This is a genomic window from Bradyrhizobium sp. Y36, from assembly GCF_002531575.1.
Classification (GTDB): domain Bacteria; phylum Pseudomonadota; class Alphaproteobacteria; order Rhizobiales; family Xanthobacteraceae; genus Bradyrhizobium.
The window spans coordinates 160467-174364 of record NZ_NWTI01000006.1; the positions used below are offsets into that span (position 1 = coordinate 160467).

Genomic DNA, 13898 nt, shown 5'->3' on the forward strand with positions numbered 1-13898 from the left:
CGGCCGCCCGTTCTTCTTGTCGGCGTGCCGACCTCACTTCGTCATCGCGCCATAGACGATGTCCTGCACCTGCTCGCGATAGTACTTCCTGAGCTCGCCGGGCGCGGCCGTTCCCACCACGACGACGAGACGCTCCTTGGGATCGCAGAAGAACTGCGTTCCGTAAGCGCCGTTCCAGGTGAATTCGCCGGGATTGCCGGGCACCGACGACAGGCCCTCGCCGGTGCGGACGGCAACCGAAAGGCCGAAGCCGAAGCCGGCGCGATGCGGCTCGATATTCGCCACGTTGTTCTTGATCTCGGGACCGAGATGATTGGTCGTCATGTGGTGCACGGTCTTGGGCGAGAGGATGCGCTGGCCGTCGAGCTCGCCGCCGTTGAGCAGCATCTGGCCGAAGCGGACGTAGTCGCCCATCGTCGCAAACGAGCAGGCGCCGCCGCAGTCGAACTTGGTCGGCGTGTCCAGCAGCTTGATGGTTTGCGGCTTGCCCGTCAGCGGATCGTTGGCAAAGGGCCGGGCGAGGCGAGGGCGTTGCGCGTCGGTCGGATGGAAGGTGGCGTCCTTCATGCCGAGCGGCTGCCAGACATTGGCGGCGAGATAGTCGCCGAGCTTCTGCTCGCTCACCTTCTCGACGACCGCGCCGAGCACGTCGATCGAGAAGCCGTATTCGAACTCGGTCGACGGCTGATGCGCCAGCGGCAGCTTTGTGATGCGATCGATGAAGGCCTGGGTGTCGCCTTCGATCGCCGGCGCTGTGCCGTCAGGATATTGCCGCGCCACCGGGCTCGATGAGTCCGGCCTGCCGCCATACATCAATCCCGACGTATGCCGGTAGAGATCGTGGATGAAGATCGGCGAGGCCTGCGGCTCGAGATTGAGCGAGCCGTTGGCCTCGGTCACGCCGACCTTCATGTCGGCAAAGCCGGGATAGTAGTTCGACAGCTTGGCCTGCAGCGGCAGCCGGCCCTGCTCCATCAGCGTCAGGCCCGCCACCGCCGCCATGGGCTTGGTCATCGAGGCCAGTGCGAAGATCGCGTCGACCGGCATCGGCGTGCCCTTGTCCGGGGCAAGCAGGCCATAGGCCTTGTAGTGCACCAGCTTGCCGTCACGCGCGATGGCGACGACCGCGCCGGGGACGCGCTTGGCTGCGATCTCGCGTGCGAAGAAATCGTCGAGACGGGTGAGGCCCTCCCTGGAGAAGCCGACATCGTCGGGGTTGGCTTCGGGCAGCGGTGCGGCGCGCGCCACACCGAGCGTGATGACGGCCGCCGCCGCCGCGATCATGGCGATCGTCTTGTTCATGGCATCCTCCCAGGACGCGAGCTCGTTAGGCGCCGGCTCGCTCGATGCCTAGATCACGACCGCGCTGCGACGAAGTCAAGCGCGCGGCCGGCATGTCTGGGAGGCGCCGGCGCGCCGGAACCCTATCGTCCCTCGTCCGCGCGCCACAGCGCATCGAGGCCGTGCCGATAGGTCGGGTGGACGAGTGTGACGCCGAGCTCGTGCTTCAGCTTCGCATTGGAAACGCGGGCGCTGCTGGCATAGAAGCTGCGCGCCATCGCCGACATCTCGGCCGTCGCGAAATCCTCTTCGGGCGGCGGGGCGATGCCCATCAGCTCTGCGGCGTAGGCGATCACGTCCTGCGGCGGCGAGGGCTCGTCGTCGCAGATATTCCACGTACCGCCATTTCCGTGGTGAATGGCGGCCATGATCGCGCTCGCGATGTCGTCGACATGGATGCGGTTGAAGACCTGTCCGGGCTTGATGATGCGGCGGGCCGTTCCCGCGCGCAGCGTCGCCAGCGCATTGCGGCCGGGACCGTAGATTCCGGCAAGCCGTAGGATCGCCGCATCGCCGTGCGCAATGTCCATCCAGGCCTGCTCGGCGGCGACTCGGATGCGGGCGCGGTCGAGTGTCGACTGCGGCGGCGTAGTCTCGTCGACCCAGCCGCCGCCGTGATCGCCGTAGACACCGATGGTGGAGAGATAGACGATCTTGCGGCGGCCGGCCGCCAGCACGTCGCCGAACGCCGCGATGGCGGGGTCGCCGGCAGGGCCGGGCGGGATCGACACCAGAAGCACGTCGGCGTTGCGAACCTGCTCGGCCGTTGCGCGAGCGGGGCGCTCACCGGAAAAGGCGTGCACCTCGATGCCGGCAAGGTCGTCCCGCTTCGCGGGATCGCGCACGGTGCCGGCGACATGGGAGAAGCTGCCGCCGAACCGGCGGACAAAATGCCGGACGCTGTAGCCGAGGCCGAGGATGAAGAGCCGCATGCGTCTCCCGTGCAGGTCGAGGTTCCCATGCGCGCCGTCGCGCGCCTCTCGCTCATAAGAGATTTTTGGGTCCGGCAAAAGATATTGCGATTTGTCTCGCCTCATGGCCCGGGCGATGGTCGGCCGTCACAGGGAGGCACCGATCATGCAGGCAGAGGCGCTCGCGTCCGCACCGGCGGATGAGCTGGTCCGGCGCGCGGCCGCGCTGATCTTCGACGTCGACGGCACCCTGGCCGAGACCGAGGAGCTGCATCGGCGGGCCTTCAACCACGCTTTCGCCCGCCAAGGTCTCGGCTGGCAGTGGGACCGCGCGATCTACAAGGACCTGCTGCGGGTGACCGGCGGCAAGGAGCGCATGCGCGCCTATCACGGACGGCTGGATGTCGCCCCGGCTTTGTCGGATGCTGAGATCGCAGAGCTTCACCGCATCAAGACCGCGCATTATGCCGAGCTGGTCGAAACCGGCTGCTGTCCGCTTCGGCCGGGCGTGATCGAGCTGCTCGCCGCGGCCAAGGCGCGCGGTCAGCGGCTTGCGATCGCGACCACGACCTCGCACGGCAACATCGATGCGCTGCTGTCGCAGGCGCTGGGCGCGAACTGGGCCGCGGCGTTCGATGCGATCGTCGCCGGCGACGACGTCAGGCGCAAGAAGCCGGCGCCGGACGTCTATCTGGAAACGCTGGCGCGGCTGAAGGTCGGTGCGGCCGACTGCGTCGCCATCGAGGATTCCGCCAATGGGCTGATCTCAGCTTCAGGCGCCGGCATTCCGGTCCTGATCACCCGCAGCATGTTTTTCCGCGACGAGGATTTCAGCGCGGCGCGGTGCGTGCTGGACGACCTGTCGGAACTGACCGCCAGACCAAAAAATGAAAAACAACCCCATGCACAGTAGATCACGGCGGCGTGAGCGCCTTCGTCAGTGCACGCGGTGGCTCGTCCGATCGTCCTCAGCCTGCTCGACAATCTGCGCAATCGGGCTCGATTGGTGATGCACCAGAAGCCAATCGTCGCCGACGCGGCGAAAATGGTTGGCTGCGGCCAGAGCGGTGCCGTCGACGATCTCGATGCAGAGCACGCGGGCGCTGTCGCCGTCGACGATCGCCTGCGGCTCGGCGCAGACGATCTGCGGTCTTTCAGGATTTTGCAGGATGTCGCGCCAGCTCCCGATCACGGTGGCGCGGCCGATGATCGCCGGCCAGCCCGGATGGATGCAGGAGATGGCGTCGTCGTCCGCCCACATTCGTTCCATGCCGTCGAAGTCGCCGGTCGAGAAGGCGGTGTAGAAGGCCGCGTTGGCGGCGATGACCTTGGTGTCCTTTGTCATGCTTCCCCGGTGCGGCAAGGACAGACAAAAAGCAAGCGCGACTTCCGTTCGGCCTGGCGTCCGATTTGGACCGCAGTGCAGCATTGCCCTGATCAGGCCGAGACCAGCATCTCCACCGCCCGCCGCGCACCGTCCTTGTAGAGACGGCCGAGCGCGGTCGTCACGGCCTCGCGCAGCCGCGGCTCGGCGCCCAGCGGCCCGAACACCTTTTCGACGCCAAGCAGTGCGGGCGCGAGACGCTCGGCAACCGGCCCCGCCTCGCGCGCCAGCGCGGCGAACTGACCGGCGAGCGGATCGCGCACGTCGATGGCGCGGCCCTGCTCGTCGGTCGCGGTGACGTAGCGCATCCAGCCGGCGACCGCGAGCGCGTGCGTTGCGATCGGCAGGTTTTTGGCGAGGCGGTCCTGCATCGCGCCGAGCAGCCGCTGCGGCAGCTTCTGCGAGCCGTCCATCGCGATCTGCCAGGTGCGGTGATGCAGCGCCGGGTTGGAAAAGCGCTTGAGCAGCGAGGCGCGATAGGCCGCAAGGTCGGTGCCGGCAGGCATCGTCAGCGTGCCCGCGGCGTCCTCCATCACCCGCGCGGCGAGACGGGCGAAATGCGGGTCCTGCATGGTGTCCGCGATGGTCTCATAGCCTGCGAGATAGCCGAGATAGGCCAGCGCCGAATGGCTGGCATTGAGCAGCCGCAGCTTCATCAGCTCGAACGGCTTGACGTCACTGACGAGCTCGACGCCGGCGGCGGCAAGATCGGGCCGGCCGGCCGTGAACCGATCCTCGACCACCCATTGCGTGAACGGCTCGGTCATCACGGGCCAGGCGTCGCGCATCCCGAGTGCGCTCGCAACCGCATCGCGGTCGGCGTCCGTCGTTTCAGGCACGATGCGGTCGACCATGGTCGAGGGGAAGGCGGCATTGTCCGCGATCCACTTGCCGAGTTCCCTGGAGCGGAGCGCTGCGAACTGCGTCACGATGCGCTGCACGGTGTGGCCGTTGGCGGCGAGATTGTCGCAGCACAGCACGGTGAAGGGCGCGGCCCCCAGCGCGCGCCGCCGTGCCAGCGCCGCGACGATGAAGCCGGGCGCCGAGCGCGGCGCGTCGAAATTGTTCAGATCATGCACGACATCGGGATGCCGCTCGTCGAGATCGCCGGTCTGCGGCGTGTGGCAATAGCCCTTCTCGGTGACCGTCAGCGAGACGATGCGGATGGCGGGATCGGCCATCCGCTCCACCAGGGCCGCCGGCTTCTCGCGCGCGACGACGCTGTCGAGCAGCGCGCCGATCACGCGATGCTCGGTGCCCTCAGCGGCGCGCACGGCAACCGTGTAGAGATGATCCTGCGGGGCGAGGGCGTCGCGCGTGTCCGGGCTGCGCAGGCTGGCGCCGACAATGCCCCAGGACGAGCTGCCGTTCGCGAGGCAATCGTCGATGACGACGGCCTGATGTGCGCGATGAAAGGCGCCGAGACCCAAATGCACGATGCCGGGCGTCAGGCGCGAACGGTCATAGGCCGGCCGGCGGACGCGAGGTGCCAGCCGGTCGAGATTGGCCGTGCCAAGACGCGCTGAACCTGAGCGCATGGACGTCTCCCCTTTGCTTGCCGCTGCTTGACATGGCGCCCGTATCAGGTCAATGCTCCGGTCAATTGGTAAGACCAATTTTCCAAAATTGGCAGGCCGCGGGCCGATAAAGCCCCGCGCGACCCTTTCGGGAGGACCAGCGTGCCGCTGGAAGCTGTGGAGGCGAGACGGCTTTATCGCCAGGTCGCCGATCAATTGCGAAGCCTGATCGACAGCGGCGAGTACGCGGTCGGCAGCCGCTTGCCGACCGAGCGCGAGCTCGCCGAGCAGCTCAAGATCTCGCGGCCGACGGTGCGCGAAGCCCTGATCGCGCTCGAGGTCGAGGGGCGCCTGCGCATCCGGGTCGGCTCCGGCATCTACGTGATCGAGCCCGCCGCAATCGCCGCGCCCGCAGCCGCGTCCGTCATCGAGGGGCCGTTCGAGCTGCTGCGCGCCCGCGAATTCCTCGAAAGCGCCATCGCCGAACAGGCCGCGCGCGTCGCGACCAGGGACGACATCGCCCGCATCGACGCCTCGCTGCTCGCGATGGAGCAGGTCGAGCATCCCGGCGAAGCCTCGATGGTGCACGACCGCGCCTTCCACGTCGCCATCGCCGGCAGTCTCGGCAATGCTGTCCTGGTGCGGGTGGTCGGCGAGCTGTTCGACCAGCGCCTCAATCCCTATTTCGCGCAGCTTGCGCATTATTTCGAGAGCCCCGGCACCTGGCGCACCGCGCTCGACGAGCACCGCGCCGTGCGCGAGGCGATCGCGGCGCATGATCCCGACGCCGCGCGCGAGGCGATGCGCACCCATTTGGCGCGATCGCAGGAGCGCTTCGCGCAGAATTTCGGCGCCGAGAATGCGGCAGGGCCGGCTTCGGTGCGAAGCCGGGCGGCGCGATCGCCGGCAAAACCCAAACCTGTGCCGAAGAAAAAGCGCACGACGGGCGGCGGCGCCCGGCGGTGAGATTGGGCGGCCCGCATCCAGGTCGGACGCGGGCGAACAAGAAGCAGACTTGAACAATGGAGGAAAAGTCAGTGTTGAAGAAAATGACGATTGCAGCCGTGATGTCCGCTGCCGCGCTGTTGGCGGCCACCGAGGCCGGCATGGCGCAGACCAAGCTCAAATGGGCCCATGTCTACGAGACCTCGGAGCCGTTCCACACCGCCTCGGTCTGGGCCGCACAGGAGATCGGCAAGCGCACCAACGGGCGCTATGCGATCGACGTCTATCCGGCCTCGCAGCTCGGCAAGGAGGCCGACATCAACCAGGGCCTGTCGCTCGGCTCGGTCGACATCATCATCTCCGGCTCGAGCTTCGCGGCCAAGAGCTTCCCGCCGATCGGCGTGACCTACTATCCCTACACCTTCCGCGACGCCGACCATCTGCTCGCCTACACCAAGAGCGACATCTTCAAGGAGCTCGCCAAAGGCTATGAGGACAAGAGCGGCCACCACATCGTCGCGGTGACCTATTACGGCGTGCGTCAGACCTCGTCGAACAAGCCGATCAAGACCTGTGCCGACATGAAGGGCCTGAAGATGCGCGTGCCTGATGTGCCGGCCTATCTGGCGATGCCGCGCGCCTGCGGCGCCAACACCGCGCCGATCGCGTTCGCCGAAGTCTATCTCGCGCTGCAGAACGGCACCGTCGAGGCGCAGGAAAATCCGCTGACCACGATCGAGGCCAAGAAGTTCTACGAGGTGCAGAAGCACATCGTGCTGACCGGCCACATCGTCGACCACCTCAACACCGTGATCGCCGGCGCGCTGTGGAAGAAGCTCTCCGATGAAGACAAGAAGATCTTCACCGACGTGGCGCAGGAAGCCGCCGCCAAGGCCACCGGCGAGATCAAGCAGAACGAAGCCAAGCTCGTTGCCTTCTTCAAGGAGAAGGGCCTGTCCGTGACCGAGGTCGACAAGAACGAGTTCCGCGACACCGTGCTGAAGAACGTCGCATTCGAGACCTTTGGTTACCGCAAGGCCGACTGGGAAAAGATCCAGGCGGTGAAATAGCACTGACTGTCATTCCGGGGCGGCGCGCAGGACCGGGCACAGCCCGGTCCGAGCACCGAACCCGGAATCTCGAGGTTCCGGGTTCTCGCTTCGCGAGCCCCGGAACAACGTTCAGGTTTTCAGGAGCACACCCATGTCCACCGCCGAAATCCACCGGCAGATCACCGCGGACGAGATCGCCCACACCTTCGAGGAGGAGGCGACGCCGAAGGTCGATCTCGGCGTCTACGCGTTCGAGGACTGGGTGGCGCTCGCCATCTTCTGGGTGATGGCGCTCGCCGTCTTCCTGCAGTTCTTCACCCGCTACGTGCTCAACGACAGCTACGCCTGGACCGAGGAGATCGCGACCTATTGCCTGATCGGCGTGGTCTTCATCGGCGCCTCGATGTGCGTGCGGCTGTCGCGGCACATCCAGGTCGATCTCGTCTACCGCTATCTGCCGCATCTCGTGGCGCGCGCACTGTCGACGGCGATCGACCTGATCCGGATCGCCTTCTTCGGCTACGCCATCAAGCTGGTCTGGGTCTACATCCAGATCATCGGCGACGAACGGATGACCACCATCAATCTTCCCAAGGATTACGTCTATTACGCCGTACTGCTCGGCTTCGTGCTGATGTTCGCACGCTCCGTGCAGGTGGCAATACAGAACTGGCGGCAGGGCTACTCGGTTCTCGAACGTCCCGGTGCCTACGACGGATCGGAGATCTGACATGCTGCTGTTGCTCGGAGGCTTTCTCATCCTGATGCTGCTCGGCGTTCCCGTGGCGATTGCCATGGCCGCGTCGTCGCTGCTCTACATCCTGGTCAGCGGCGTGACGCCCGACGTCACGCTGGCGCAGCGCATGATCGCCGGCGTCGAGAGTTTTCCTTTGCTTGCCGTGCCGTTCTTCATCCTGGCCGGCAATCTCATGAACATCGCCGGCGTCACCGGGCGCATCTACAAGTTCGCGGTCGCGCTGGTGGGGTGGATGCGCGGCGGCCTCGGCCACGTCAACATCATCGGCTCGGTGATCTTCTCCGGCATGTCCGGCACCGCGATCGCGGACGCTGCCGGCCTCGGCACCATCGAGATCAAGGCGATGAAGGACCACGGCTATTCCACCGAATTCTCGGTCGGTGTCACCGCGGCGTCCGCCACGCTCGGGCCGATCATTCCGCCATCGCTGCCCTTCGTGATCTACGGCATGATGGCCAACGTCTCGATCGGCGCGCTGTTCCTCGGCGGCGTCATTCCCGGCGTCGTCCTGACGCTGTTCATGATGGCGACCGTCACCTATTTCGCGCACAAGAACAAATGGGGCAGCGACACGCCGTTCTCCTGGCCGCAGCTCGGTTCGGCCGGCCTCGAGATCGCCATCGTGCTGGCGTTCCCGATGGCGATCTGGCTGATGGTGCTCGCCGGCCTCTCGGTCAACATGGCGGTTGTGATCGGCCTCGGCACGTTGCTGGCGATCGACTGGTATTTCGACTTCTCGGCGGTGATGGCGCTGATGGCGCCGGTGATCCTGATCGGCGGCATGACACTGGGCTGGTTCACGCCGACGGAGGCCGCGGTCGCCGCGGTGATCTGGTCGCTGTTCCTCGGCCTCGTCCGCTATCGCACCATGACGTTCCGGACCGTCGCCAAGGCGACCTTCGACACCATCGAGACCACGGCCTCGGTGCTGTTCATCGTCACGGCCGCCTCGATCTTCGCCTGGCTGCTGACGGTGTCGCAGGCCGCCCAGATGCTGTCGGACTGGATGCTCAGCATCACCCACAACAAATGGGTGTTCCTGGCGCTCGCCAACGTGCTGATCCTGTTCGTCGGCTGCTTCATCGACACCACGGCGGCGATCACCATCCTGGTGCCGATCCTGCTGCCGATCGTGCTCAAGCTCGGCATCGACCCGATCCACTTCGGCCTGATCATGACGCTGAACCTGATGATCGGTCTGCTGCATCCGCCGCTCGGGATGGTGCTGTTCGTGCTCGCCCGCGTGGCAAAGCTCTCGGTCGAGCGCACCACGGTCGCGATCCTGCCCTGGCTGGTGCCGCTGATGTTCGCGCTGATCGCGATCACCTACATTCCCGAACTTACCCTCTGGCTGCCGAAATACATGGGACTCTCCAAATGACCTCGACTGCTCTCGCCGCAACCTTGTTCGGCCCCGAAGACCTGCGCATGGTCGAGCATCCGCTCGACAAGCTGGCATCCGGCATGGTGCGTATCCGCTTCGGTGCCGGCGGCATCTGCGGCTCGGACATGCACTACTTCCGCCATGCCCGCACCGGCGATTTCGTGGTGAAGTCGCCACTGGTGCTCGGCCACGAGATCTCCGGCGAGGTCGTGGAGATCTCCGGGGCGGCCGCGAACCTGAAGGTCGGTGACCGCGTCGCCGTCAACCCGTCGCGCTGGTGCGGCCATTGCGTGGCCTGCCGCGAGGGCCGGCCGAACCTGTGCGAAAACATCTACTTCATGGGCTCGGCCTCGAAGACGCCGCACATGCAGGGCGGCTTCGCCAATTATTTCGATGCGGTCCCTGCGCAATGCGTGAAGATCCCGGACCACGTCTCCTATCAGGCCGCGGCGCTCGCCGAGCCGCTCGCGGTCTGCCTGCACGCGGTCGCGCGCGCCGGCAACATCGAGGGCAAGCGCGGCATCATCTTCGGCGCCGGCCCGATCGGGCTTCTGACCATGCTCGCCGCGCATCGCGCCGGCATGGCCGACGTCACCGTGGCCGACATCGCGCCGGCACCGCTGGCCTTCGCGACCCGGCTCGGCGCGTCGCATGTCGAGAACGTTTCGAGCGGCGAGGAGGGCCTGAAGGCGCGGGCCGCCTCGCGTCCCTACGATGTTGCGTTTGAGGTCTCGGGCACGGCCGCGGGCCTTGCCAGTGCCATCGGCATCGTCAGGCGCGGCGGCGTGGTGGTGCAGATCGGCAATCTGCCGGGCGGCCAGATCCCGACGCCGTCGAATGCGGTGATGGCCAAGGAGATCGACCTGCGCGGCTCGTTCCGCTTCGGCCTCGAATTCATGACCGCGGTGGAACTGATTTCGGCCGGCAGCGTCGACGTGCTGTCGCTGGTCACCGCGGAGCGTCCGCTGTCGACCGCGCCCGACGCGCTGCGGCTGGCGCTCGACCGCTCGCAGAGCGTCAAGGTCGTGCTGACCGCGAACTGAGGGGAGAGACCAGATGATGCTCGAAGGTTGGCGCTGGTACGGGCCCGATGATCCGGTCTCGCTCGACGATGTCAGGCAGGCCGGGGCGAGCGACATCGTCTCGGCGCTGCATCAGGTGCCGATCGGCGAAGCCTGGACGCGCAAGGCGGTCGAGGAGCGCAAGAACTTCATCGAGAACGGCCAGCCCGGCCGCTCGCAGCTGACCTGGTCGGTGGTGGAATCGATTCCGATCCCCGACGACGTCAAGCGCCAGGGTGGAAACGCGACGAAGTCGATCGAGGCGTGGATCGCGAGCATGGAAGCGGTCGCCGCCTCCGGCATCAAGATCATCTGCTACAATTTCATGCCCGTCGTGGACTGGTGCCGTACCGACCTCGAATGGGAGTTGCCGAACGGCGCCCGCGCCATGCGCTTCGACCAGGACCGCTTCGCCGCCTTCGAGCTGCATATCCTGAAGCGGTCGGCCGCCGTGCGGGAGTATTCGCCCGAGCAGCAGGCCCGCGCGAAAGCGCTGTTCGAGAAGATGAGCCAGGCCGATATCGACTATCTCGTCATGGTCATCGCAAGCGCGCTGCCGGGCTCGACCACCGAGCCGATGACCATCCCGCAATTCCGCGACCGGCTCGAGACCTATCGCGACATCACGCCTGAGATCCTGAGGCAGCATCTTGCCGAGTTTCTGGCGCGCGTGACACCGGTGGCCGAGCAGCTCGGAGTGTCCCTGACCCTGCACCCGGACGATCCGCCGCGGCCGCTGTTCGGCCTGCCGCGCATTGCCTCGTCAGCCGACGACTACCAGGCGCTGTTCGACGCGGTGCCGTCCAAGGCGAACGGCATCTGCCTGTGCACCGGCTCGCTCGGTGTGCGCGCGGAGAACAATCTGCCTGAGATGGCCGAGCGCTTTGGCCCCCGCATCGCCTTTGCGCATCTGCGCGCAACCAAGCGCGAGGCGGACGGGCTGTCGTTCTACGAGTCCGATCATCTCGACGGCGACGTCGACATGGTCGCCGTGCTCAAGGCGCTGCTGAAGGAGAACGCGAAGCGTTCGCCCGGGAAGAGAATCGTGTTCCGCCCCGACCACGGCCATCGCATGCTCGACGATCTCGCCGCGACCAAGCGCACCAATCCCGGCTACACCGCCATCGGTCGCCTCCGCGGTCTCGCCGAGCTGCGCGGCGCGATCCGGGCGATCGAGCACCGGTAGCGGTAGCGCACTCTCCACTCCTCATTGCGAGCGCAGCGAAGCAATCCAGAGTCTTGCCGCGGAGGAAGTCTGGATTGCTTCGTCGCAAGAGCTCCTCGCAATGACGCGGAGAGAGCAGTGGCTCAATAGCACGCGTCCATCGCCCCCAGCTTCGGATACAGCCGGTCGATCGCGGCGATCTCGCTGTGCATCTGCGTGATGATCCAGTCGCGGATCTCTGCCGCGATGGGGCGCATCGGACGGCTGCGAGGCGGCAGGAATTCGCAGATGCGGCGCGTGGTGGTCAGCCGGTCGGAGGCCGGCACCAGTGCGCCGGTGAGCAGCCAGTGCGAGGCGACCGTCAGCCAGCCGAGCGCGATGCCCTGGCCGAGCAGGGCAGCCTGCACCACGACGGCATAATCGGTGAAGCTCAGCCCCTTGGCCGCGCCGCGGCGGCCGGTGAGGAGCGATGCATAATCCGCCGCCCAGTCGCCCGGCGTCTCGGCGAGGCGGATGATGGTGTTGCCCTCGGCGGGATCGGTCGCGCCGAGATAGCTCGGGCTGCACATCGGCAGCATGACTTCCTTCATCACCAGCGTGCCGCCGGAGGGCGGCTCCTCGCGATCGCGAAAGCGCATGCCGAGGTCGACATTCTCCACCGGCCCGCGCAGCGCGCCGGAGATCAGCTGGAAGCGCAGGTCGACTTGCGGAAACTGCTTCTGCAGCTTGTCGATGCGCGGCATCAGCCAATGTGTGGTGAAGGCGGAGGAGACCGACAGCGTCACCGTCTCGGTGCCCTTGCGGCGGCGCTCGATCTCGACGAGGCCGCTTTCGATGCTGCGAAAGCCGTCGACGACGCGGCGGTACAACAGCTCGCCTTCCTCGGTGAGCACGGCGCGGCCCGCGGTGCGGTCGAACAGGCGGACGCCGAGATGCTCCTCGAACTGGCCGAGCATCCGGCTCACCGCCGGTTGCGTGACGTTCAGTTCGGCGGCCGCAGCCGTGAAGCTGCCATTGCGCGCCGCCGCGTCGAAGACGAACAGGGCGTTACTGGACGGCAGCATGCGGCGGAGCTCGGGCATAACGCCATGTTATGAGCCGGGTGAGAATTTGGCAATTGCCGGATTTTGCCAAGTCTGTTGTCATTGGCATCACAGCCTAAAGACAGGGTGTTCGAGACAAGATTTGGTGCAACGCACGCTGCGCCGCTGGAAGCTCCGGAATGCTGTCTATAAAGCAGGCTTATGGCGCGCACTGAGGCACGCCATTGCAGGGACGGGCGAGGTCGATCGTTGGACAAACGAGCGGAAAGCGTCGAGATCAGGTCCGCGAGCAAGGCCTACGGCCCCGTTCGCGCTCTCGACGACGTCTCGCTCAATGTCGGCGCCGGCGAGTTCGTCTCGCTGCTCGGCCCCTCCGGCTCCGGCAAGACCACGCTGCTCGGCATTCTGGGCGGCTTCATCCTGCCGACGTCGGGCACGATCCTGTTTGGCGGGCGTGATGTCACCTACATGCCGCCGCACAAGCGGGACATCGGCGTCGTGTTCCAGAACTACGCGCTGTTCCCGCATATGAGCGTCGGCGAGAACGTCGCCTTTCCCTTGCGTGCGCGCCGGCTGCCGAAAGCCAGTTGGCCCGACAAGGTACGTGCGGCGCTCGGCATGGTCGGGCTTTCCGGCTATGAGGAGCGCGGCATCGCGCAGCTTTCGGGCGGCCAGCGGCAGCGCGTCGCGCTGGCGCGCGCCATGATCTTCGAGCCGCGCCTGATCCTGATGGACGAGCCGCTCTCGGCGCTCGACAAGCAGCTGCGCGAATCCATGCAGATCGAGCTGCGCGCGCTGCACAGGCGCATCCAGGCCACCATCATCTACGTCACCCATGACCAGCGCGAGGCGCTGACCATGAGCGACCGCGTCGCCGTGATGAAGGACGGCCGCCTGATCCAGATCGACGTGCCCGAGCGGTTGCACGACCATCCCGCCGATTCCTTCGTCGCGAGCTTCATCGGCGAGGCGACGATGCTTCCCGTTCGCCGCGTCGATGCCTCCAGCGTCGCGCTCGGCAATGCGCTGCTGCGCAGCGCCCGCCTCATTCCCGATGGCGATGCCCTGATGCTCGCCGTGCACAGTGAAAAGCTCCTGATCGACGACGGTGGGCAGGATGGCGCCTGCAACCGGCTGACCGGAACGGTCACCGACATCGTCTATCAGGGCGAGAGCCTGCGCATTTTCCTTTCGCTTGCCGACGGCATCGCGCTCAGTCTGCGCCAGCCGAGCTATCACCAGGCCTATAGCCGTATCCCGCCGCTCGGCGGCCGTCTCACCGTCACCCTTCACCCCGAGGACACCATCGTCGTGCCCAAGGTGGACTGAACTTGAATC

The 13898-nt window shown here is 66.3% G+C and carries 13 protein-coding genes; 8 read left to right on the forward strand and 5 right to left on the reverse strand.

What is annotated here, in order from left to right:
- Positions 1 to 33: 33 nt before the first annotated feature.
- Positions 34 to 1302: a serine hydrolase domain-containing protein gene (locus tag CO669_RS13265; RefSeq protein ID WP_097660247.1), complete on the reverse strand. Its 1269-nt coding sequence runs from the start codon at positions 1300 to 1302 to the stop codon at positions 34 to 36.
- 122 nt (positions 1303 to 1424) lie between these two features.
- The gene (locus CO669_RS13270) at positions 1425 to 2273 is read right to left on the reverse strand and encodes an SDR family oxidoreductase (protein WP_097660248.1); all 849 of its coding nucleotides are present in this window, start codon (positions 2271 to 2273) and stop codon (positions 1425 to 1427) included.
- A 145-nt stretch (positions 2274 to 2418) separates the two neighbouring features.
- Here CO669_RS13270 and CO669_RS13275 point away from each other — a divergent pair, with 145 nt between their 5' ends.
- Positions 2419 to 3165 carry an HAD family hydrolase gene (locus CO669_RS13275; protein ID WP_097660424.1) on the forward strand — a complete coding sequence of 249 codons (747 nt, stop codon included), beginning with the start codon at positions 2419 to 2421 and terminating at the stop codon, positions 3163 to 3165.
- 24 nt (positions 3166 to 3189) lie between these two features.
- Here the strand turns inward: CO669_RS13275 and CO669_RS13280 are convergent, their stop codons facing one another.
- On the reverse strand, positions 3190 to 3597 hold the full coding sequence (locus tag CO669_RS13280; RefSeq protein ID WP_097660249.1) for a nuclear transport factor 2 family protein: 408 nt from the start codon (positions 3595 to 3597) through the stop codon (positions 3190 to 3192).
- A 92-nt stretch (positions 3598 to 3689) separates the two neighbouring features.
- Positions 3690 to 5174, reverse strand: a complete 1485-nt coding sequence (locus tag CO669_RS13285) for a mannitol dehydrogenase family protein (protein ID WP_097660250.1) — start codon at positions 5172 to 5174, stop codon at positions 3690 to 3692.
- Between the two features lie 141 nt (positions 5175 to 5315).
- Between CO669_RS13285 and CO669_RS13290 the strand changes: the two genes are divergently transcribed.
- The 6 genes from CO669_RS13290 to uxuA all read left to right on the forward strand — a co-directional run bounded on the left by CO669_RS13290 (position 5316) and on the right by uxuA (position 11538).
- On the forward strand, positions 5316 to 6119 hold the full coding sequence (locus tag CO669_RS13290) for a FadR/GntR family transcriptional regulator (protein ID WP_097660251.1): 804 nt from the start codon (positions 5316 to 5318) through the stop codon (positions 6117 to 6119).
- 56 nt (positions 6120 to 6175) lie between these two features.
- Positions 6176 to 7168 (forward strand): sialic acid TRAP transporter substrate-binding protein SiaP, encoded by a 993-nt coding sequence (locus tag CO669_RS13295; protein WP_097660252.1) that lies wholly within the window; start codon positions 6176 to 6178, stop codon positions 7166 to 7168.
- Positions 7169 to 7301: 133 nt separating this feature from the next.
- Positions 7302 to 7880 (forward strand): TRAP transporter small permease, encoded by a 579-nt coding sequence (locus CO669_RS13300; protein ID WP_097660253.1) that lies wholly within the window; start codon positions 7302 to 7304, stop codon positions 7878 to 7880.
- A 1-nt stretch (position 7881) separates the two neighbouring features.
- Positions 7882 to 9288 carry a TRAP transporter large permease gene (locus CO669_RS13305; protein WP_097660254.1) on the forward strand — a complete coding sequence of 469 codons (1407 nt, stop codon included), beginning with the start codon at positions 7882 to 7884 and terminating at the stop codon, positions 9286 to 9288.
- Positions 9285 to 10334, forward strand: a complete 1050-nt coding sequence (locus tag CO669_RS13310; RefSeq protein ID WP_097660255.1) for an L-idonate 5-dehydrogenase — start codon at positions 9285 to 9287, stop codon at positions 10332 to 10334. Before CO669_RS13305 ends, CO669_RS13310 begins: the two co-directional genes overlap by 4 nt.
- 13 nt (positions 10335 to 10347) lie before the next feature.
- Entirely contained in the window at positions 10348 to 11538 is a 1191-nt protein-coding gene (uxuA, locus tag CO669_RS13315) for a mannonate dehydratase (protein WP_097660256.1), read from the forward strand.
- Positions 11539 to 11660: 122 nt separating this feature from the next.
- Here the strand turns inward: uxuA and CO669_RS13320 are convergent, their stop codons facing one another.
- Positions 11661 to 12599 (reverse strand): LysR family transcriptional regulator, encoded by a 939-nt coding sequence (locus tag CO669_RS13320; protein ID WP_097660257.1) that lies wholly within the window; start codon positions 12597 to 12599, stop codon positions 11661 to 11663.
- A 210-nt stretch (positions 12600 to 12809) separates the two neighbouring features.
- Between CO669_RS13320 and CO669_RS13325 the strand changes: the two genes are divergently transcribed.
- On the forward strand, positions 12810 to 13889 hold the full coding sequence (locus CO669_RS13325) for an ABC transporter ATP-binding protein (protein ID WP_198963992.1): 1080 nt from the start codon (positions 12810 to 12812) through the stop codon (positions 13887 to 13889).
- Positions 13890 to 13898: the final 9 nt, after the last annotated feature.